At 48.5% G+C, this 21,024-nt stretch carries 18 protein-coding genes and 1 pseudogene; 15 read left to right on the top strand and 4 right to left on the bottom strand.

Annotation, left to right across the window (positions count from 1 at the left end; genetic code table 11):
• The first annotated feature begins 61 nt into the window (after positions 1-61).
• The 13 genes and pseudogenes from QFZ51_RS09680 (at position 62) to QFZ51_RS09620 (ending at position 13,246) form a co-directional block, all read left to right on the top strand.
• Positions 62-817 carry a copper homeostasis protein CutC gene (locus QFZ51_RS09680; RefSeq protein WP_429045404.1) on the top strand — a complete coding sequence of 252 codons (756 nt, stop codon included), beginning with the start codon at positions 62-64 and terminating at the stop codon, positions 815-817.
• An 83-nt stretch (positions 818-900) separates the two neighbouring features.
• Complete coding sequence (locus tag QFZ51_RS09675) at positions 901-1,785, top strand: alkaline phosphatase (RefSeq protein ID WP_429045403.1); 885 nt, start codon at positions 901-903, stop codon at positions 1,783-1,785.
• Between the two features lie 7 nt (positions 1,786-1,792).
• Entirely contained in the window at positions 1,793-2,560 is a 768-nt protein-coding gene (locus tag QFZ51_RS09670; RefSeq protein WP_429045401.1) for an endonuclease/exonuclease/phosphatase family protein, read from the top strand.
• A 20-nt stretch (positions 2,561-2,580) separates the two neighbouring features.
• Positions 2,581-4,875, top strand: coding sequence for a beta-N-acetylhexosaminidase (locus QFZ51_RS09665; protein ID WP_429045400.1), 2,295 nt, complete (start codon positions 2,581-2,583; stop codon positions 4,873-4,875).
• Positions 4,876-5,110: 235 nt separating this feature from the next.
• Positions 5,111-7,042 (top strand): annotated as a pseudogene (gene nagB, locus QFZ51_RS09660) (glucosamine-6-phosphate deaminase); the annotation flags it as partial.
• 56 nt (positions 7,043-7,098) lie between these two features.
• Positions 7,099-7,530 (top strand): phosphohydrolase, encoded by a 432-nt coding sequence (locus QFZ51_RS09655; RefSeq protein ID WP_429045398.1) that lies wholly within the window; start codon positions 7,099-7,101, stop codon positions 7,528-7,530.
• A gap of 63 nt (positions 7,531-7,593) precedes the next feature.
• Positions 7,594-8,166 carry a hypothetical protein gene (locus QFZ51_RS09650; protein WP_429045396.1) on the top strand — a complete coding sequence of 191 codons (573 nt, stop codon included), beginning with the start codon at positions 7,594-7,596 and terminating at the stop codon, positions 8,164-8,166.
• Positions 8,167-8,191: 25 nt separating this feature from the next.
• Positions 8,192-8,569: a hypothetical protein gene (locus QFZ51_RS09645; protein ID WP_429045394.1), complete on the top strand. Its 378-nt coding sequence runs from the start codon at positions 8,192-8,194 to the stop codon at positions 8,567-8,569.
• 73 nt (positions 8,570-8,642) lie between these two features.
• Positions 8,643-9,482, top strand: coding sequence for a hypothetical protein (locus tag QFZ51_RS09640; RefSeq protein WP_429045393.1), 840 nt, complete (start codon positions 8,643-8,645; stop codon positions 9,480-9,482).
• Positions 9,483-9,575: 93 nt separating this feature from the next.
• Positions 9,576-10,532 (top strand): YeiH family protein, encoded by a 957-nt coding sequence (locus QFZ51_RS09635; RefSeq protein ID WP_429045391.1) that lies wholly within the window; start codon positions 9,576-9,578, stop codon positions 10,530-10,532.
• Between the two features lie 150 nt (positions 10,533-10,682).
• Complete coding sequence (locus tag QFZ51_RS09630) at positions 10,683-11,528, top strand: class I SAM-dependent methyltransferase (RefSeq protein ID WP_429045389.1); 846 nt, start codon at positions 10,683-10,685, stop codon at positions 11,526-11,528.
• Between the two features lie 38 nt (positions 11,529-11,566).
• On the top strand, positions 11,567-12,262 hold the full coding sequence (locus QFZ51_RS09625) for a type 1 glutamine amidotransferase (RefSeq protein ID WP_429045387.1): 696 nt from the start codon (positions 11,567-11,569) through the stop codon (positions 12,260-12,262).
• A gap of 15 nt (positions 12,263-12,277) precedes the next feature.
• Positions 12,278-13,246 (top strand): YpdA family putative bacillithiol disulfide reductase, encoded by a 969-nt coding sequence (locus tag QFZ51_RS09620; protein WP_429045385.1) that lies wholly within the window; start codon positions 12,278-12,280, stop codon positions 13,244-13,246.
• Positions 13,247-13,517: 271 nt separating this feature from the next.
• Here QFZ51_RS09620 and murB read toward each other — a convergent pair whose 3' ends face one another.
• Positions 13,518-14,534 carry a UDP-N-acetylmuramate dehydrogenase gene (gene murB / locus QFZ51_RS09615; RefSeq protein ID WP_429045383.1) on the bottom strand — a complete coding sequence of 339 codons (1,017 nt, stop codon included), beginning with the start codon at positions 14,532-14,534 and terminating at the stop codon, positions 13,518-13,520.
• A gap of 65 nt (positions 14,535-14,599) precedes the next feature.
• On the opposite strand from murB, the gene QFZ51_RS09610 reads away from it, so the two are divergent.
• Positions 14,600-15,262, top strand: coding sequence for an oxidoreductase (locus QFZ51_RS09610; protein WP_429045382.1), 663 nt, complete (start codon positions 14,600-14,602; stop codon positions 15,260-15,262).
• 33 nt (positions 15,263-15,295) lie between these two features.
• Positions 15,296-17,266 (top strand): hypothetical protein, encoded by a 1,971-nt coding sequence (locus QFZ51_RS09605; RefSeq protein WP_429045380.1) that lies wholly within the window; start codon positions 15,296-15,298, stop codon positions 17,264-17,266.
• A 2-nt stretch (positions 17,267-17,268) separates the two neighbouring features.
• Here QFZ51_RS09605 and priA read toward each other — a convergent pair whose 3' ends face one another.
• From priA to QFZ51_RS09590, 3 genes are all read right to left on the bottom strand, one after another.
• Positions 17,269-19,707, bottom strand: a complete 2,439-nt coding sequence (gene priA / locus QFZ51_RS09600; protein ID WP_429045378.1) for a replication restart helicase PriA — start codon at positions 19,705-19,707, stop codon at positions 17,269-17,271.
• Entirely contained in the window at positions 19,704-20,471 is a 768-nt protein-coding gene (locus QFZ51_RS09595) for a lysophospholipid acyltransferase family protein (RefSeq protein ID WP_429045376.1), read from the bottom strand. The genes priA and QFZ51_RS09595 overlap by 4 nt, the downstream gene beginning before the upstream one ends.
• Positions 20,472-20,544: 73 nt before the next feature.
• On the bottom strand, positions 20,545-20,988 hold the full coding sequence (locus QFZ51_RS09590) for a DUF4258 domain-containing protein (RefSeq protein ID WP_429045375.1): 444 nt from the start codon (positions 20,986-20,988) through the stop codon (positions 20,545-20,547).
• Between the last annotated feature and the right edge of the window lie 36 nt (positions 20,989-21,024).

The raw sequence follows: 21,024 nt of genomic DNA, 5'->3' as shown, positions 1-21,024 counted from the left end.
CAGGGATCAGCCGTTGTGGCTGATCCCTGTACTGATACCTCATTTTCAAAAGCTATTTTTTATGTCTTTCACCCTCGAAATATGTGCAGGATCAGTAGCATCCTGCATTGCAGCGGAAGAAGGCGGCGCAAACCGGATAGAACTGTGTGACAACCTGCTGGAAGGCGGTACTACGCCCAGCTATGGTGCCATTGCGCTGGCCAGGGAAAAAGTAAAAATAGACCTCTACCCTATTATCCGCCCGCGTGGTGGCGATTTCCTTTACTCCGACCTGGAGTTTGAAGTAATGAAACGTGATATTGAGCTTAGCAAGCAACTGGGCTGCAACGGTGTGGTAATTGGTATCCTCCTGCCTGATGGCCGGGTAGATAAACAACGATGCAAAATACTTGTTGACCTGGCATGGCCGATGGGTGTTACTTTTCACCGCGCCTTTGACATGACAGACAACCCGTTTGAAGCCCTGGAAGATATCATTTCCATCGGTTGTGAACGGATCCTTACTTCGGGTGCGCGCAATACTGCGCTGGAAGGCGCGTCTCTATTGAAAGAGCTGGTGGAAAGGGCGAACGACCGCATCGCTATTATGGCCGGTTCCGGTGTTCGTGCCAGCAATATTGCCCAGCTGATTACCGCTACAGGTGTTACGGAATATCATACTTCCGCAAAAGCCTATGAAGAAAGCGGGATGATCTATCGCAATCCCAATGTGAGCATGGGCGGCATTCCCGGCGTTCCTGAGTATGGCATCTCTGCCACACAGAAAAAAGAAGTAACATTAATACGTGAAATAGGAGAGAAAACATTACTATCTTAGTCGCTCTGTTTAGCTAAAGATTTATTGAAAACCCATTATTAATTGCAGGCTGACGTGTGTCAGCCTAAAAGTGAACAACGAAAATGAAAAAACTGATCATTGCAACAGGTTTGTTGCTTGGCGGATTCTTCGCGCAGGCACAGATCAAAGGGGTAAAGCATGTTATCCTGATAGGCATGGATGGCTTCGGCGCTTACTGTTTTCCGAAAGTGGACAACCCCAACATGAAACAAATGATGCAGGACGGTGCGTGGACCTTACAGGCCCGCAGTGTATTGCCTTCCTCAAGTGCGGTTAACTGGGCCTCTATGGTGATGGGCGCCGGTCCTGAAGTACACGGTTATACAGAATGGGACAGCCGGAAACCGGAACTGCCTTCCCGCGAGCTGGATCAGTATGGTATGTTTCCATCTATATACACGATTTTACGTGAACAAAAACCAAAGGCAGAGATAGGCGTTATTTACAGCTGGGAGGGTATCGGTTATTTGTTTCCAAAAGCAGCGGTCAACAAAGAGCTTGGCACACACGACAACGACAGCCTCGCTACTGCGGCGGCTGTAGCATATATCAAAGAAAAGAAACCGGACTTCCTGTTCATCCATTTTGATGAACCCGATGGAACCGGGCATAATATTGGTCATAATATACAGCCTTACTTCGACCAGGTAGCAAAGAATGATGTGTTGCTGGGAAAAATTCTGCAGGCAGTGAAAGATGCAGGGATGTGGGATAATACCATCATCCTGCTGACGGCCGATCATGGCGGCATCAAGAAAAGACATGGCGGCAAAACCATGGAAGAAATGCAGATTCCCTGGATCATCCGTGGCCCTGGCGTGGCAAAAAATAAAGAGATCAAAAGCAGTGTGGTGACCTACGATACCGCTGCTACTCTTGCCTGGATCTTTGGGTTGAAAACACCGCAGGTGTGGACCGGAAGGCCAGTGACGGAAGCGTTCAAATGATATTGATATGAAAAAAATGCTGCTTTTAACGGTGGTATGTTTTGCAGGTTGCACCCTTTTTGCGCAAACACAAAAAGTAAAGGTGCTTACCTACAACATTCATCACGGGGAAAACATGAAACAGGTACTGGATCTTCAGGGAATTGCCAATGTAATACTGGCCACTAATCCCGATCTGGTGGCGTTGCAGGAAGTAGACAGCGTTACCGGCCGTACCAGCCAGAGCGATCAGCTGAAAGAACTGGCTTCCATCACCGGCATGTACACTTATTTTGCCAAATCAATGGATTTTGATGGCGGCGGTTACGGCACCGGCATTCTATCCCGTTTCCCTATCAGCAGTAATACTACCATGATGTTACCTTCTGCAAAAGGCAATGAGCCCAGGGCCGCCGGTATTGTTACCGTTCAGCTGCCGGGAGATAGTTCACTGCAGTTTGTGACCACTCACCTGGATGCAGGCAGAAAGGCTACCGACCGTATTGCCCAGGCAAATGCACTGGCAGACTATTTCAGGGCCACGGCTACTCCGGTGATTATTGCCGGCGATTTCAACGCCCTGCCGGCCTCAAAGGAACTAAAAGTACTGAAACAGGTATTTACGGATGCCAGCAGCCTGATGGGACCAACCTTTCCTTCCGATTCACCGACCATAAAACTGGACTATATCATGATTGCTCCCAAACAACGGTGGACGATCACCGGCGCACGTGTCATTGAAGAAACAGTAGCATCTGATCATCGCCCGGTGTTGTGCGAACTTGAAATGAAATAAGAGAAAAAACAATCCATTATATGACAATGAAAAGAGTAATTCACCTGTGCTTACTGATGGCAGCAGCAGGACTGTGGAGTTGTACCACTCAGCAGCCCTCCGCGCCCAAAGGCAGTGTGAGCATCATTCCTATGCCTGCCAGTGTCAGCGAAACAGCTGATTCTTTTTTACTGGACAAGCAAACGGTGATTGTTGCCAATAATGAAAGCGACAAAAAAACAGCCGCTTTATTTAATGCCTGGCTCAAAGAACTGACCGGGTATGAACTGGCAGTAAAAGACCAGGGAGATAAAAATGCAATCCTGTTACAGACCGGCAATGACAGTGCTAACGCAGAAGGCTATACGCTTGCTGCGACTCACAACAACATCACCATTAAAGGTAACAGCAGCGCCGGCACTTTTTATGGCGTACAGACGCTGATCCAGTTACTGCCGGTAGAAAAAGCGCGCGCCATGTTTGTACCGGGTGTGAATATTACCGATGCGCCGCGTTTCGCTTACCGCGGGCTGCACCTGGATGTGGGTCGCCATTTTTTTTCTGTTGATTTTATTAAGAAGTACATCGACCTGATGGCAATGCACAAATTGAATACGTTTCACTGGCACCTGACAGAAGACCAGGGCTGGCGTATTGAAATAAAGAAATATCCGCGCCTGCAGGAAGTGGCTTCCAAAAGAAAAGAAACCATGGCCGGCCGTTATGCCGACAATAAATACGATGGCAAGCCTTATGGCGGCTATTATACACAGGAGCAGGTGAAAGAAGTAGTGCAGTATGCTACCGATCATTTCATCACGGTGATTCCTGAAATTGAAATGCCGGGTCATTCGCTGGCAGCGCTTACCGCATATCCCAACCTGGGCTGCACCGGCGGCCCGTATGAAGTAGGCACCCGATGGGGCGTGTACGACGATGTATACTGCGCCGGCAACGACAGCGTTTATCTTTTCCTGCAGGATGTACTGGATGAAGTGATGGCGTTGTTCCCCAGCAAGTATATCCACATCGGCGGTGATGAATCTCCCAAAGTACGCTGGGAAAAATGTCCTAAATGCCAGGCGCGCATGAAGCAGGAAGGTTTGAAAGATGAGCATGCGTTGCAGAGCTATTTCATCCAACGGATGGAGAAATACCTGAACAGCAAAGGCCGGCAGATCATCGGCTGGGATGAAATCCTGGAAGGCGGTTTGGCACCCAACGCTACGGTGATGAGCTGGAGAGGCATTGAGGGCGGCATTGCAGCAGCCAAACAAAAGCACGATGTGATAATGACGCCGGGCGAATTCTGCTACTTTGACCACTACCAGTCCAAAGGCACGAATGAACCACTGGCAATAGGCGGATTCCTGCCGGTAAGCCAGGTATATTCCTACGAACCCATACCCGCAGAGCTGAGCAGCGAGGAAGCCAAATACATTAAAGGTGCACAGGCTAACGTATGGACAGAATACATCAACAATACCAACTACCTGGAATACATGGTATACCCGCGTGCAGCTGCATTATCAGAAGTATTGTGGTCGCCCAAGGATAAACGCAACTACGACAACTTCGTGGACCGTTTAAAAGTACATGTAAAAAGGCTCGACCTGAAAAAGGTAAATTATGCCAAGCATGTTTTTGAAGTTACCGGTAAAGTAACCGATAATAGCAAAGACGGTGTAGCAGTAGTACTGAATACAAAACTGGATGGCGGTAAAATATTTTTCACCACCGATAGTACTGCCCCTACCCCTCAGGCGACTCCTTATACAGCGCCTGTACAGATTACCCGCAGCGGCACACTCCGCGCGCAGGTATTCCTGGATGGCAAACCTTTTGGTAACGAATACAGTCAGACGTTCCTGTTTCACAAAGGATTGGCTAAAAAGGTAAGCATGGCTTCCGCAGCAGATGCTGCTCACCGTCCTGCGACGACCTTTACGCTGGTAAATGGAGTGGAAGGCAATGCTGCTTATAACGACAACGAGTGGTTTGGCTTTAAAGGAACGGATATGGAAGCAGTAGTGGAGCTGGACAGTGTGCAGGATATTCACCTGGTAGGCATTAATACGATCAATGTAAAGGGCGACTGGATCTACCCACCGAAGCAGGTAGTGTTTTCTGTATCTGACGATGGTAAAACATTTAAAGAAGAATACAAGCAAAACACCTTTGCGCAGCAGGGCATCAACAAGATCAGGGGCCATTTGCAGGCTGTTCGCGGCCGCTTTGTGAAGGTGCAGATGCAGAACTTTGGTAAGATACCTGCCGGTGCAGCAGGAGCAGGCAACGGCGCATGGTTGTTTGCAGATGAACTTATTATAGACTAAAATCGAAAACCGTCCCGGCAAATGCGGAACGGTTTTCATTTTATGACTCCTACACCAAAATATATGATACGGCCTTCAACCGCTGTATGCTAAACATATTAACGAGATCAAATATTAATTGGTTTATTACAAGCTAAAAGAAATATAATTTAAATATTGCTAAATAATAATGCGCATTAGCAGTAAATTCTTTAATTTTCCGGCTCGTTTTTAAACCGCATCTAATCAAAAACGTTTACAAATGACGATTAATCATCAGGAAATCGAACTGATCGACAGCTTTGAACAAATTGCTGTGGAAATTCACCCTTCTGCCAAAGAAGGTTCCAAAGCAGTAGCACAGGAAATTGCCGCGCTGATCCGCGAAAGGCAGGCTGCCGGCCAAAAATGTATTTTAGGATTGGCCACCGGCTCTACTCCTAAATATCTGTATGCAGAATTGGTACGTCTGCACAAAGAAGAAGGACTCAGCTTTAAAAACGTCATCACCTTTAACCTGGATGAATATTATCCTATAGAGCCGGATGCTTTACAGAGCTATAACCGCTTTATGAAAGAGCACCTGTTCAATCATGTTGATATCCCTGAAGGCCAATACAACATTCCGGATGGTACTATTCCAAAGGACCAGATCAAGAAATATTGTGAGGCTTACGACAAACGTATTGAAGAATTAGGCGGTATCGATATCCAGGTGCTGGGTATTGGCAACAACGGCCACATTGGTTTTAACGAACCAGGCGCCAATATTAATTCACACACCCGTCTCGTTACACTGGACAACAGCACCCGGTTGGCCAATGCGTACGAGTTTCCGAATATGAGCCAGGTGCCCCGTTTGGCTATCACCATGGGTCTCAGCAGCATCTTTAAGGCAAAACGTATCTTACTGATGGCATGGGGTTCCCATAAATCCAAAATCGTTCGCCGTTCGGTAGAAGGACACAGTACCGACCAGGTGCCTGCTTCCCTGCTGCAACAGCATTCAAACTGCAAGTTTGTGATCGACGAACAGGCAGCTGCAGAGCTGACCCGTTTCAACGAACCGTGGCTCACCGGCGATTGCGAATGGACGCCCGGTCTGATCCGCAAAGCAGTAACCAGCCTGGCGCTGAAGCTGAACAAGCCTATCCTGATGCTCACCGACAAGGACTATAACGAAAACGGTTTGAACGACCTGATCGTACAGTATGGTTCTGCCTATGAGCTGAATATCGAAGAATTTAACGCCATTCGTGATACCATTACCGGCTGGCCTGGCGGCAAGCCCGGTCCGCAGTTACCGAATCACCCCGAGCGTTCAGAACCCGCTAAAAAGCGCGCGCTGATCTTCTCTCCGCATCCCGATGATGACATCATTTCTATGGGCGGTACTTTCATCCGCCTGCATGAGCAGGGCCACGATGTACATGTAGCTTACCAGACTTCCGGCAACATAGCCGTAACAGATGAGTTCCTGCTGCGTTTCATCGACTTTGCCGTAGGTTTTGAAGGTATGTTCGATATTGATAAAAGCAAAAGCTCCCTGATCCTGGATGAAGCGAAAGCCTTCATCCGCACCAAGAAGCCGAGCCAGAAAGATACTCCTGAGATCCGCGCTATCAAAGGTTTGATCCGCCGCTGCGAAGCAAAAGCTACCTGCCGTTATGTAGGTATTGCGGAAGAAAACGCCCACTTCATGAACCTCCCTTTCTATGAAACCGGTTTGGTGGAAAAGAAACCCATGGGACCAGAAGACGTGGCGCTGACCGTAGAGTTGCTTCGTAAACTGAAGCCGCAACAGATTTTCTGTGCCGGTGACCTTGCCGATCCGCATGGAACGCATAAGGTGTGCCTGGATGTAATCTTTGCCGCACTGGAAATTGTGAAAACAGAGGACTGGGCGAAAGATTGCTGGGTATGGCTGTATAAAGGCGCATGGCAGGAATGGGAAGTACATGAAATTGAAATGGCTGTTCCAATGAGTCCTGACCAGGTAATGCAGAAGCGTTTGGGTATCTTCATTCACCAGAGTCAGAAAGATGTGGTGCCTTTCCAGGGAACCGATCTTCGCGAATTCTGGCAGCGTGCGGAAGACCGTAACGCCAACACGGCCGACCTGTACGACCGCCTGGGCTTACAGAAGTATGCCGCCATGGAAGCATTTGTACGTTATCATTTTATGTAAATAAATCATAATTTTAGGGGACTGTGATAACCATCGCAGTCCCTTTATTTTTTTATATGAATCTGAGCAGAGCCATAGAAATAGCCACCACCGCGCATAAAGACCAGGTGGATAAATACGGACAGCCTTATATAGGACATGTATTCCGGGTAATGCAAATGGGCCGTACCGAAGATGAAAAGATAGTGGGTGTACTGCATGATGTGGTAGAAGACACCGACTGGACCTTTGAGGCCCTCGAAAAAGAAGGACTGGCCCCTCACCTGCTGGCGGCACTTTACTGTGTGACCAAGCTGGATGAAGACGAAGACTACCACCACTTCGTAGACCGTACCCTCCAGAACCGGTTGGCCTGTATGGTTAAACTCAACGACCTGACGGATAACATGGATATCAGGCGTATGACCGATGTACAGGAAAAAGATATTGCCCGCCTGAACAAATACCTGCACGCTTACCGCCGGATAGCGGCCGCCGTTATCCAGTAGAATATTTTTTCAACGCCTTCCGATTAAACTATTAAATTACAGTAGAAAACAGAATAGCCATCAATGGAAAACGATATCCTCATTGACTTTAGGTTCGCTGCAAAAGAGAAGCCCAGGTTCGGTGAATTATTCTTAATTACAGGAGAAGAGAATCCTAAATTTCCGGCCAGGAACAAAGCATTCGCACAACTGGCCCCATTGGGTTTTGAACAACTCGATGATTTTTTTGGTATCCTTAACAGCGAAGAATCAGGCGACGACGTACTGATATGGCTTTTCCCCATGATCAACGGGGAAGAAGTATTTCATAACAGCGGTCCGTTCGACGCTATTCGGCTATCTTACAGCGCATTACGCAATGCTCCCGCAACTATCACTTTACTGCAGGATTGCTTCAATGCCCTCCAGGCCTTACCTGAGGTAGAAGTTGAATTTGAAGGATCGCCTATTGCCGACTTTAGCCCCGTGCAAAAGAAAGCAGACGAGATTGTGGCTCACTGGCGGGAAAGCCATATAGAACCTGGTTCAGAACAAAGTTTACTGATTGACGATGATGATGCAGACGATGACTGGGAAGAGGATGAAGACTGGGAAGAAGACGACGAATGGGATGAAGAAGCTGGTGATAAAAAATAAATAACCTGATTTACGCCAACGGATCATGAAAAAACAAGCCAACAAAAAAGGTACCACCGCATTATTGCTGGTGGCCTCTTTAATACTGGTATTGCTTATTTCCGGTATTCCCTCTGCCCGTAAGGCTGATAAAAAGAATTGCACGCCAATCACCGGGGTGGTAAAAGAAATCAAAGCGGGTCCTCCTGGCATTATTATTCACCTGAAGCAGGATCCCAGGATCTATTACATCTCCCGTAAAACTAATACCAGCCTATCTCTAAAAACACTGGAAAAAGAACTGACAGGTAAAAACATACAACTTTATACTGCGCAGGACTGGTCGCCGCTGGACCCGTTTTCCACCATGAAACAGGTTCACCGGCTGCAGATAGGCGACACCGTTATATTCACGGAATTCTAGGCCTAATCTTTGTGCAGATGCCATGCGGGTGGAAGCCGGAGTCCTTCCATCCGCATAAAACAGTAACTTTCATATGCATCTCAATAAATATTTATCCTGCCTCTCACTGGCAGTATTACTGGTATCGTGCAACCTGAATAACAAACCAAGTAAATACGATAACGAAGAAAACGCTGCAAAAAACGATAAGAAAACTGCTACTACCACTGCCGCCAAACCAGCACGCAGCAAGGCTCCCATTGTTGGCGAAAGAATCAACGGCGCTGCTACCATACTGAATAATCCAGGCGGAGAACCACTGGTTACCCTCGTGGATTATATCCCGCTGCGTTGTGCGCCGGTGAAAAAAGACTGGTACCCTGTAAGCGTAGATTTTGATATTACGAAAGAAGAATACAGCAAACCCATTTTTCACAAGGGCCGCAAAATAAAAGTAAACGGCGTGGATGCAGGCGTGCTGCAACGCGATATCAAACTGCCCGTAGCCACCAACGGGGAAAAGATGTGGGCTACCATTGACGGCTATACGCAAAAGAAAAGTATCCGCAGCGGCACTATCATTGAATCTGCTTTAAGCAGTTACCTGAAGCAACATACCGGTCGCAGTACCGCCGATATGGAGCCCTTTATCCACAATTTCAAACTGGAAGAAGAAACCACCCTCAAGCCTTACCTGCTGTATTTCAATTATGAAAGCGGTATCGACGATCCCAGCCCCTTGTATCGCCTCGCCCTTGTTTTCCAGGGAAAACAGCTGATAGGCGTGCTGCACTCCCGGCCCATTCAACTGGATGGCGGCACTCCGCGCAGGTTGCAACGTGGCTTTACAGTGAACTACCTCAGTGGCATCGATAAAAGCCTGAAAGAAGATTTCGCCGTGAAGTTCAATAAGTTCATTCTTTCTGTTGATTAATCCCATAACTTTTGGTTATCACCTATCACATATAGACATTTGACTTCCGCGGCAGCGATACGGACCTTTGTATCCAATTACAAACGTTCGTGTATGCAACAAGAGAAGACAATAGCTGCCTGGCTGCCGGAGAACACGCAGAAAATTATATTCCTTACCGCAGCAGCCATTACGCTGTTGCCCGTAGTAACTCCACCGGTGGCGCTGTTGCTGGGATTTGCACTGGCGCAAACCAGCGGGAACCCTTTCACTGCGGTAACGCCGCGCATCACGCACTGGTTGTTGCAGCTGTCGATTATAGGAATGGGCTTTGGCATGAATGTACACAGCGCGCTGAAAGCCGGCGGTGAAGGTTTTCTCTTTACGGTTACTGCCATTGCAGGTACCCTGTTAACAGGGGCGGTGCTGGGTAAGCTGTTGGGCATCGATAAAAAAACCGCTCATCTTATTTCCTGTGGCACCGCCATCTGCGGCGGCAGCGCTATTGCCGCCATTGCCCCGGTAATGAAAGCCGGTGAGAAACAGATATCTGTTGCGCTGGGAATCATTTTCCTGCTGAATGCACTCGCTCTTTTTATTTTTCCGGCGGTAGGCCACGGGTTACATTTATCCCAGCAACAGTTTGGCCTGTGGAGCGCCATCGCCATTCATGATACCAGCTCCGTGATAGGCGCCGCCAGCAAATACGGCGAAGAAGCACTGCAGGTAGCCACCACGGTGAAGCTGTCGCGCGCCCTCTGGATTGTTCCCGTAGCATTTATGACCACCCTGTTGTTTAAAACAGGTACAGGTAACATAAAGATCCCGTGGTTTATTGCGGTGTTCATTGCTGCCATGCTGCTGAATACCTGGGTACCGCTATTCCAGCACGCGGGCCCCTTCCTGGTAAAAAGCGCCAAAACAGGGTTGTCGCTCACCCTTTTCCTGATAGGCACCAATCTCAGCCGCGAGGCGTTGCGGGGAATCGGGCGTAAACCATTGATTCACGGGGTAGTACTATGGGTATTGATCAGTACCGGTACCTTACTGGCCATCTGCTGCCTGGCCTGATACCGGGGAAAACCCCGTGATAACCCAATTATCATTTTTACATATATTTGATCATCGAGCATTTGTGATACTGGCAGCATTTATCATAATAACCAAGATGACTACACGTAATTTATGAGCCGGTCCCCAGCCACAAAATCCGGCACTTATATGGCTGCATTCCGGGCAATAGAAAGTACGAAACCTGAAAAAGAGCGTTTGTTGTATGATCCGTTTGCCAGTGCATTCCTGTCAAAATTCTATCAGATCTTGCTGGCAGGTTGCGCCATCGCCTTCATCCGGAGAATAGTGACAGCCTGCATCCAGTTCCGCTGGCCTGGCAGCTTCACCGCCGCTGTTGCCAGAACAAGGCTGATTGACGACATGATCCTGCATGCCGTAAGATCGCAGGGCATTAACCAGGTGATCATCCTCAATGCTACTTTTGATACCAGGGCGCACCGCCTCAACGTAGGAGTACCACTGCATTACGTGGAAATGGATCATCCATCGCTCCAGTATACAAAAAAGAAAATACTGTCTGACCTGGTAGGACTACCAACCATTCACGTGGATTATGTGCAGCTGGATTTAAACACGCAGCAGATCTCTGAAGTATTCCCGGAACTCTTCTACGGAGCACATTACAAAACATTGTTCCTATGGGAAGGAATCACCACCAAGCAGGAAGCCAAACAAGCGGAAACGATTTTCCATCATGTGAAAAATTTTAGCCCGGGTACACAGATCATCTTCACCTATGTAGAAAAAGCAGTACTGGAAAATCCCACGGCATTCTATGGGTTTGTGCGTATAAACAAGCTGCTGAGCCGCGCCGGTGAGAACTGGGACTTTGGTATCCGCCCGGAAGAGTTGTATGCCTTCCTGGAATTACATCACCTGAAGCTGCACTATGACGGCGGCGGCGGGGATTACCGTGCAAAATATTTCGGAGAAAAGAGTAAGCAGATGAAAGGTTATGAATATTTAAGGGTGGTAAGAGCAGAAGTGAAATAGCAGCCGTATCTTCGGTGCATCATTTTAGCGTTCTGCATATGCATATTCACTACTTTCAACATGTGCCTTTTGAAGGATTAAGCTGCATCGCCGACTGGGCCAACCGTCATCAACACCAGGTAACTTATACCCGCTGGTATGAAAATACTGATACCAGTGCCGTTGCGGCAGCCGACTGGCTCATTATCATGGGCGGACCGATGGGCGTGTATGAACAGGATCATCATCCGTGGATGACCACAGAAATAGCCCTTATCCGGGAAGCTATCCAACAAAATAAAAAAGTATTGGGCATCTGCCTGGGATCACAACTGATTGCTGCGGCTCTTGGTGCTAACGTATACCCGCACACGCAGCCGGAAATCGGCTGGTTCCCGCTGGACCTGAGCTTTCAGGGCCAGGCCGCCCCATTGGAAACCGTGCTGCCACATCACTTTAACACATTTCATTTTCACGGCGACACCTTTGATGTGCCTGAAGGCGCTACCCGCTTCGCGGCGTCCGCAGCCTGCAGTCACCAGGCATTCATTTACGGCAACCGCGTAATTGGGCTCCAGTTCCATATGGAATTAACGGCAGAAAGTTTGCAGGAAATGATCCTGCACGGCGCCGGCGCCATTGCCGCCGGTGGACCATTTGTGCAAAATGAAGATAAAATCCGCCAGCATATGAACCTGCTGACACAAAATACTGAAAACATGTACCGCCTGCTGGATTATATGGCAGCGCTGTAAATAAAATATGATTGTATGACTGCTGCGTTTGACGTATTGATTATCGGCGGAGGACCTATTGGTCTTGCCTGCGGACTGGAAGCTAAAAAAGCGGGGCTTAGTTACATCATCCTCGAAAAGGGCTGTGTGGTGAACTCCCTCTATAACTACCCGCTGTACATGACTTTTTTCTCTACCTCCGAGCGGCTGGAAATTGGCAACGTTCCCTTTGTGTCCATCAATCCCAAACCCACCCGGCCGGAAGCCCTGGAATATTACAGGAGGGTAGCTACTTCACATGAACTGAACATAAAACTGTTTGAAGAAGCGGAGCAGGTAATACCCAACGCCAACGAATATACGGTTATAACCAAAAAGAGTAGATATCATGCACGGCACGTAGTTATTGCTACCGGCTTTTACGACATTCCCAACCTGCTGAACATACCCGGCGAAGATCTTCCTAAAGTAACACACTATTATAAAGATCCCCACTTCTACGCCACACAGGATGTAGTAGTGATAGGCGCTCATAACTCCGCCGTGGATGCCGCCCTGGAAACTTACCGCAAAGGCGCCCGCGTAACCATGGTGATCCGCCAGGAAGACATTGGCTCCCGCGTAAAATACTGGGTACGGCCGGATATTGAAAACCGCATCAAAGAGGGATCTATTAAAGCATGGTTTAATTCTTCACTTACCGCCATCCGGGATAAGGAAGTGGATATCGCAACGCCTGACGGTCCCGTTACCATTGCCAATGATTTTGTGATCGCTATGACTGGCTACCAGCCTAATTTCAGCCTGCTGCAAAAGGCAGGCATTGCGCTGTCTGATGACAATCTCAAACTCCCAACATATAACCCTATCACCATGGAAACCAATATGCCGCGCATCTACCTGGCCGGCGTGGTTTGCGGGGGGATGAATACCCACGTGTGGTTCATTGAAAACTCGCGGGATCATGCGGAGAAGATTATGGCGCATGTCCGTGCGAATGCGTAGAGCGGGGGGCGCCTTCGGCGCTGGTAAATTGTCTTGGAGCGCTGATTATACTGATTGGCTTGATTTGATTATGTTTGATTTTACTTTTTTGATTTTTATTTGATTTTATTTAAGATTTAAAAATAGATAAGGGAAATACATGCGGATCTATCCGCTTATATCTCCCTTCATTCTTATAAAAATCAAAAAAGTAAAAATCAAGCCAATCAGTATAATCAGCGTAATCAGCGCTCCAAGACAATTTACAAGCGCCGAAGGCGCTCCCTCCGTATCAAACAATGTTCACCTCGCGCTCCAGTTCCACTCCGAATTTGGCCTTTACGCTGTCCAGTACCTGTTGGGACAGGTGGTAAATATCGGCGCCTTTGGCGTGGCCGTAATTTACGAGTACCAGTGCCTGGCGGGCGTGTACGCCTGCATCGCCGTTACGGTATCCTTTCCAGCCGCATTGCTCGATAAGCCAGCCGGCGGCCAGTTTGAAATGGTTGTCCGCTACGGGGTAGGCTACCATGGCAGGAAATTCGGCGTGCAGCTTTTCGTATTCCACTTTGGTGATGGTTGGGTTTTTAAAGAAGCTGCCTGCATTACCTATTTCTGCGGGGTTGGGCAGTTTGGAAGAACGGATGTTTATCACTGCCTGGCTGATGGCCTGGATAGACAGCTCCTGCACATTCATCCGCTGGAGCTCTTCATTGATAGCGCCGTAGCTGGTATTGAAATGTGGCTGCTTGCTTAACCGGTAGGTAACAGATAAAATAGCAAACTGGTTTTTATATTCTTTTTTAAAGATGCTTTCGCGATAACCAAAATGGCAATCGGCATTGTTGAAGGTAACGATGCTGTGATCCTTCAGGTGGAGCGCTTCCAGCTCATGAAATACATCTTTTATTTCCACACCATAAGCGCCGATATTTTGCATGGGACTGGCGCCTACGTTACCCGGTATCAGGGAAAGGTTTTCCAGGCCGGCGAGATTTTGCGCGATGCAGTGCTGCACAAACCCGTGCCAGTTCTCTCCTGCGCCTGCTTTCACATATACGTAGTCGTTATCTTCCCCAGTAACGGTGATACCTTTGATCTCGTTTTTCAGCAGCCAGCCATTGAAGTCCTGTGTGAACAGGATGTTGCTGCCACCACCCAGGACCATCCGGGGCAGGCCGTCGCTCTGCGGTTGTTCTGTGAATGACTTCAGCTCTTCTGCTGAGGAAAAGGACGCGAAATAACGTGCAGTGGCGTTGATACCAAAAGTATTATATGATTTGAGCAGAACATTTTCTGATACCTGCATAATAACTTAAATTTATGGTGAGCAAAGATAGCCGCAAATCATTTAGAAATCATAAATCCAGTTTCATGAATAAAACGGCGATTGTAATAGGCGCAACAGGACTCACAGGCACCCACCTGGTGGCGGCCCTGCTGCATGACCCGGCATTCAGCAAAGTAAAGGTGCTGGTCCGGCAGCCCTGGGCCCATGACCGGCCGAAACTGGAAAGCATTATTGCAGACTTTGAATCGGATGAGAGCCTGGCGGCAGCGCTACAGGGAGATGTTCTTTTTTGCTGTATCGGTACCACCATCAAAAAAGCCGGCAGCCAGGAAAATTTCAGGGCGGTGGATTACGGTATTCCTGTAAAATGCGCCAGGATCGCCAAACAACAAGGCGTCACACAATTCCTCCTGATGTCGTCCATTGGCGCCAATCCGCACTCGCGCAACTTTTATCTGCGTACCAAAGGAGCAACCGAAGAAGCCATTCAACAGGTGGGTTTCCACAGTGTTAATATCTTCCGTCCTTCGGTACTGATCGGGCAGCGGAAAGAATTCAGGTTAGGCGAATGGATCAGCAGATATCTTATCCAGCTTTTTTATTTTTTATTACAGGGAAGATGGAAAAAATACCGGGGCATCAAAGCGGCAACCGTTGCCAATGCCATGATCATAGCAGCAAAAGAGAATGATGAAGGTGTGAGCATCTTTGAATCAGATGCTATCCAGAGCATGGGCGAGTCGTGAAAATCCGGAATTTGAGTCTTATCTTTAACCCGTATGAAAAAATGGGTCCTTCTTCTGGCTGTTGCAGTTATTGCAATACTGCCGCTATCTATGCAGGCGCAGGTAAACAGCTACTTTCCTGAAATATGGAAAGACAATCCACAGCTGCATACCACTCCAGCTACCGATGCTCCTTACACGATCGTGGATTACAGAATGGTCAGGGATTTTAATGTTAGTCCGCGTGATAAAGCACAAGCCACTTCCCACTATAAAACACTCTACAAAAATATAAAAGTCAACACCCAGCGTGCAGCCGACAGCCTCACCCGCCTGGTAATGTCGATGGAGCCCAGCGAAGCGTTGCGTGGCCTGCGCATCCGCGTAATACATCCGGGCGGCAGCGTGACCAGTCTCAACGAGCAGGTACGGATGATTGAAATGGATCGCGAGCGGAAAGCAATAGTAGCCAACAACCTCGTACTGGAAGCCGGCTGTGAAATTGAATATGAGCTGAGCCTGAAAGTGCAGTACGATTATGCAGGCACCGATTACCTGCAATCCGGTATCCCGTGCGACCAGCTTAGCTTTGTACTGATAGCGCCCAAAACTTTGGATTTTGTAGTGAAGCCCAGCACCGGTTTGCCAGCACTGAAGGACAGTATTACGGATACCAACCACTACTACCAGCTGAATATGCAAAATATGCCGGCCCTGCCCAGCAGCGACCTGTATTTTTACCTGCCACAACTAAAGCGGATTGATTTCGGATTGAAGCAGGCAATAGAAGGAAAAGATACAGTACACATGACGTGGCAGAAGTTTGGGGAAGATAATTATATCCCTTTTGTGGCGGTATCAAAAGCAGAATATAAACAACTGGAAAAAGAACTGCAGAAATGGCCTTTCCTGAAACAACGGATTCCTGTTCCGCAGATGATCTACCTGGTAGAACAATTTATAAAATCTAATTACCGGCTGGTAGAGCCTTCTGAAACCGGTGAAACGGTGGATATCATTTCCATCATCCGTAATAAGCAGGCAGAAAAAGCAGGCTTTACCCGTTTGCTGAATGCGGTGTATTATATGCTGAATATTCCCACGCAGATATTATTTACTACTTCACGCGACAGTTTGCTGATGGACAGCCAGCTGGTATACCGGCAGCTGCCAACCAATGTACTACTGTATTTCCCGGGATTGCAACAGGCGCTGGCGCCAACGGAAATGAATACACGCTTTCCGTGTTACCCGTCGTTATGGACCGGCATTCCTGCGCTGCGCTGCCGTGATACGCTGGTGGCGGGGGAGAGCAAGGTGCTGACCGATTTTATTCAAACGCCGGCGCCGCCATACACACTCAGTAACATTACCACCGAGGCCACGCTCCGGTCAGTAACAGATCCTACCTGGGAGGTGAAGCAATCTTTTGGTGGTTATCCCGCATCCAATCTGAAAACAGCTTTTGGCGGTACCGGCAGTACGCCGGATGGCAGGCTGCAGGTATACAATGCCATCCTTCCTTTTGAACCTGGTATCAGGAAACCCACGGAAGTGAAAGCAGAAAACGAAGTGTTTAATAACCGCTCCCTGGATAAACCTGTATTGCTGAACAGTACGTTGCTTACCACATCTTCGGTAGAAAATAAAAACAACAGCATTGTTATCCACGTGGGTCCTTTACTGGGTGGTAATATGCCGGTTGACATCCCGCTTCCGCCGGGCGATCTTCCTGTGCAGATCACATTTCCCTATTACCAGGAAAAACGCGTGATTGTTCCGGTGCCGGCGGGTTATAAAGTAGCGAATAAGGGAGATTTTTCGGCAGAAATAAGTGATAAAGGAGCCGATCCTGCGCTGGGTTTTAAAATGCGGTGTGAACAGGACGGCAACCAGCTGCGCATTTTTGTACTGGAGTGGTACAAACAGACTGATTTCTCCGGAAGCAGTAAAGCGGTATTCGGTCAATTGCTGGAAAGGATCCATACACTCCAGCAGCAGGACCTGATACTGGTGAAAGAATAATTTTATACGCCGTCTACATCCGGTATGATCACTACCGAACGGAACCTTTTTTCCGTTTTCAGCTGAATAATAAATTCCTGTAATACCCTTTTGATATGAGTGATCAGCCTGGCTTCACGTGGCAGTTTGATCAGCATTTCCTGTAAATAATTATTACGTACCCTTGCTACCAGCGGAGCTGCTGGTCCTACCAGTTGTGCACCGATATGCGGCTGCAGCCAGCTGGCCAGGATCTGCGCCGCCTGTTCAGCTGTTTGCTGGTTTTTATGCCGGATAGTAAGCTTCAGTAAACGGAAAAAGGGTGGGTAACCAAATACCTGCCGTTCAGCGATTTCTGCTTCAAACATGCCTTTATAGTCGTGCGCCATTACATAGTGCAATACCGGGTGCCGGGTGTTGCTGGCCTGGATCAATACTTTTCCCAGCCCGTTTTTACGGCCGGCACGGCCGCTTACCTGTTCCATCATCTGGAAGGCCCTTTCATTCACCCTGAAATCGGGGAAGCCCAGGAGGTTGTCGGCGCTGAGGATGCCTACCAGGTTCACGTTTTCAAAGTCCAGCCCTTTTACCACCATCTGCGTGCCTACGAGTATATCTATACTGCGATCCTCCAGCAGCTGGATGATTTTATTGTGGCTGTCTTTGTTCCTCACCGTATCCACGTCCATACGGGCGATACGAGCTTCCGGGAAGGCCACCTGGAGGTCGTCTTCTATTTTCTCGGTACCAAAGCTTTTGGGTTCAATGGTTTGCGAGCCGCAGGCTGCGCAGGTATGTACGTATGGGTACCTGGTGCCGCAATAGTGGCAGTGCAGTTTATCCTGGTTTTTATGATAGGTGAGGGAAACATCGCATTGTTTGCAATGCGGGATCCATCCGCAGGTAGTACATAGCAGGAAAGGTGCATAACCACGGCGGTTCTGGAACAGGATCACCTGTTTACCATCGGCGATAGTTTGTGTGATGGCTGCTTTCAGGGCGGAGGTAAAATGGCCGTCCATTGTTTTTTCCGCCATTTCTTTTTTGATATCCACTATTTCTATCACCGGCATTTCTACACCACCGAAGCGTTCTTTCAGTTCAACAAGCCCATATTTTCCCTGTTGGGCGTTAAAATACGATTCCAGGGAAGGTGTGGCGGAGCCGAGGAGCACTTTGGCCTTAAAGAGGCCGGCATAATAAATAGCGGCATCCCTTGCATGGTAACGGGGAGCCGGGTCCTGTTGTTTATAGGAGGCATCGTGCTCTTCATCGAGGATAATAAGGCCCAGGTCGCGGAAGGGCAGCAACAGGCTGGAACGGGCGCCCAGTATGATTTGCAGCTCCCCTGTTTTCACCTTGTTCCATATTTCCACGCGTTCGTTGTTATTGAACCGGGAGTGATAGATACCAATGCTGGTGCCGAAATGCTTCTGCAGGCGGCGGATGATCTGCGCTGTGAGTCCTATTTCGGGCAACAGATACAGCACCTGTTTGCCCGCAGCCAGGCATTCTTCCATCATCTTCACGTATACCTGTGTTTTACCACTGGAGGTAACGCCGTGAAGCAGGGTTACCTGTTTATCTTTGAAGTGTGTTTGTACTTCTGCGAAGGCAGCTTCCTGTGCAGGGCTCAGGTCAAAATCGATCTGTGTATCTACCTTACCGGTAGGAATCCGGTCTACCGTGCGTTTTTCTATCCAAAGGATATTTTTATCTACCAGTCCTTTTAACTGGGCGGTGGTGGCGCCGGATTTTTTCAGCAGTTCTTTCTGCAGTACCACGCCCTGTGTTTTGAGCAGGTGGAGATAAGCGAGCAGCAGCTCCATTTGCTTGGGTGCGCGGCCCATATCGTTGAACAATGCGGCCAGTTGTTCTTCTTCCTGGTAGTCCGCATGCAGCTGCACATAATTCTCCTGTTTCTCGCGGTATACTTCTTTCAGTTCTTCATATACCAGCAATACTTTTTTCTCTATCAGGGATTTGATAACAGAGTAAACTTCTGATTTATCGAGAATCAGCTGTACTTCTTCGATGCGCAGTTCCTTGCGGATGAGGAGGGCTTCCGCGATGAGGTATTCATCATCGTTGAGGGAAGTGAAGTCGTCACCGAAGGCATCGTTGAAGAGCAGGAGTGTTTCGCTGGACAGCTTGAGATGGGCTGGCAGGGCGGCATTCAGCACTTCCCCTTCCGTACACATATAGTAAGCGGCCACCCATGTCCAGAAGGCTAACTGTGTGGGATACACGATAGGTTCTGCATCCAGCATATCCAGCAGCGGCTTGGTTTTATACAGGGGGGCCTGTTCGTGAATGGCTTTCACAATACCGGCGTACTTCTTTTGTTTCCCTAGCTGAACGGCTACCCGGCTTCCTACCTTGAGGGTGGACATATTTTCGGGAACCGCGTAAGTATAATTTTTTGGTAACGCCAATGGCAATATTACGTCTGCGTACTTCATCCTATTGGCTGCAGGGTTGGATATTTGTGATACTTGCGTAATTCGGTGTCCATTGCATCAAACACCTGTTGTTTGAGGGTGTTGATATCATCGAGTGTCATTCCTGTTACGGGTATTGGTGGCAGGAATACCACGCGGCATTTGCCGGGGGAGATGTGCATAGGTCCTTTATGTGGTAAGCGGTGGCCTGCATCGAGGTAGAGCACCGGTTTGATTGTTTTTTGCAATTCGATGGCCATACGGAATGCACCGTTATGAAAGGGGCGTAATGGCTGATCGGTATCGTTGGTGGTGCCTTCCGGGAACACGAGGATGGAAATACCTGCTTTGAGGGCGGTCATCATTTCCCGTACGCTGCGGGCCCTGGCGGCTGCGCTGGAACGGTCCACCGGTACTACTGAATTTTTATAGATAAAACCGAAGAAAGGAATTTTAGACATTTCTACTTTTCCCAGCGGGCGGAAAGGGAGGCGCATTACTTTTACGGCGATGGCTGCATCAAGATAAGAGCGGTGGTTTACCACATAGATGCAGGGTTCATTGTCGCGTTCGCATAAATATTTGCGGGTAACCCACATGCCTACCAGCGGAAACCAGGTATGTGCCCAGAAGCGCAGGAAATAAAATATGATGTTACCTCCTTTTTGCCGGCCCAGTAAAGAGGCCAGGAAAATGGGGGGCAGTATCAGGAACATGATGCCCAGGAAAGTAGCGGCGGCGTATATCACATAAATAACACGCAACGGTTTCAGTAAAAAATTCATAAACGCCTCGAAAGGTTTAATATGGCGGAAAACTACGAAGAAAATTACTAATTACACCGAACCGGTGGCCGATTTAATCGCAGTGGCAGACCCAGTCCTTATCCAGGTCGATGCAGGTAATTACTTTGGCGTGCTGTGAATCGCAGGGCGCAAAAACGATCCGCAGGTGCTGACCTTCACTGGAATAACCTTCCAGGGCATACGTTGGGCAGGGGCGGTCTTCCGGGTTAGACTTTTCCGCATTGATCTTGCCTTCCGCCAGGATCTCCTCCACTTCTGCGGTTGTCACCTGACGGCAATCCATCCGACAAATGGCATGTTTGGTATATTCAAGATGGGCATGCCTGTTAATTACCTCATTGGCGATAGCGGGACTGCTGGAGTTATTGCGAACCACTACAGGGCGGCTGCCTGGGGAAGGAGCTGCGGGCGCGCTTTTCCACCACTTCTGCTGCCAGCCGGCAAGCAGTAAGATGGATAACAGGAAGACGGGCAGGTATTTTTGCATTGATTTCATAAAACAATAGAACGCCGCGCAAAATAGTCAAAAATT

Source organism: Chitinophaga sp. W3I9 (assembly GCF_050434025.1).
Lineage (GTDB): Bacteria > Bacteroidota > Bacteroidia > Chitinophagales > Chitinophagaceae > Chitinophaga.
Note: the sequence above shows the minus strand (reverse complement) of the source record. Positions and strands in the feature narration are given on the sequence as shown.

What these genes read in the sequence shown, in the direction of transcription:
- QFZ51_RS09680 (WP_429045404.1), top strand. Translation starts at nt 62, where the DNA reads ATGTCTTTCACCCTCGAAATATGTGCAGGATCAGTAGCATCCTGCATT.
- QFZ51_RS09675 (WP_429045403.1), top strand. Translation starts at nt 901, where the DNA reads ATGAAAAAACTGATCATTGCAACAGGTTTGTTGCTTGGCGGATTCTTC.
- QFZ51_RS09670 (WP_429045401.1), top strand. Translation starts at nt 1,793, where the DNA reads ATGAAAAAAATGCTGCTTTTAACGGTGGTATGTTTTGCAGGTTGCACC.
- QFZ51_RS09665 (WP_429045400.1), top strand. Translation starts at nt 2,581, where the DNA reads ATGACAATGAAAAGAGTAATTCACCTGTGCTTACTGATGGCAGCAGCA.
- QFZ51_RS09655 (WP_429045398.1), top strand. Translation starts at nt 7,099, where the DNA reads ATGAATCTGAGCAGAGCCATAGAAATAGCCACCACCGCGCATAAAGAC.
- QFZ51_RS09650 (WP_429045396.1), top strand. Translation starts at nt 7,594, where the DNA reads ATGGAAAACGATATCCTCATTGACTTTAGGTTCGCTGCAAAAGAGAAG.
- QFZ51_RS09645 (WP_429045394.1), top strand. Translation starts at nt 8,192, where the DNA reads ATGAAAAAACAAGCCAACAAAAAAGGTACCACCGCATTATTGCTGGTG.
- QFZ51_RS09640 (WP_429045393.1), top strand. Translation starts at nt 8,643, where the DNA reads ATGCATCTCAATAAATATTTATCCTGCCTCTCACTGGCAGTATTACTG.
- QFZ51_RS09635 (WP_429045391.1), top strand. Translation starts at nt 9,576, where the DNA reads ATGCAACAAGAGAAGACAATAGCTGCCTGGCTGCCGGAGAACACGCAG.
- QFZ51_RS09630 (WP_429045389.1), top strand. Translation starts at nt 10,683, where the DNA reads ATGGCTGCATTCCGGGCAATAGAAAGTACGAAACCTGAAAAAGAGCGT.
- QFZ51_RS09625 (WP_429045387.1), top strand. Translation starts at nt 11,567, where the DNA reads ATGCATATTCACTACTTTCAACATGTGCCTTTTGAAGGATTAAGCTGC.
- QFZ51_RS09620 (WP_429045385.1), top strand. Translation starts at nt 12,278, where the DNA reads ATGACTGCTGCGTTTGACGTATTGATTATCGGCGGAGGACCTATTGGT.
- murB (WP_429045383.1), bottom strand. Translation starts at nt 14,534, where the DNA reads ATGCAGGTATCAGAAAATGTTCTGCTCAAATCATATAATACTTTTGGT.
- QFZ51_RS09610 (WP_429045382.1), top strand. Translation starts at nt 14,600, where the DNA reads ATGAATAAAACGGCGATTGTAATAGGCGCAACAGGACTCACAGGCACC.
- QFZ51_RS09605 (WP_429045380.1), top strand. Translation starts at nt 15,296, where the DNA reads ATGAAAAAATGGGTCCTTCTTCTGGCTGTTGCAGTTATTGCAATACTG.
- priA (WP_429045378.1), bottom strand. Translation starts at nt 19,707, where the DNA reads ATGAAGTACGCAGACGTAATATTGCCATTGGCGTTACCAAAAAATTAT.
- QFZ51_RS09595 (WP_429045376.1), bottom strand. Translation starts at nt 20,471, where the DNA reads ATGAATTTTTTACTGAAACCGTTGCGTGTTATTTATGTGATATACGCC.
- QFZ51_RS09590 (WP_429045375.1), bottom strand. Translation starts at nt 20,988, where the DNA reads ATGAAATCAATGCAAAAATACCTGCCCGTCTTCCTGTTATCCATCTTA.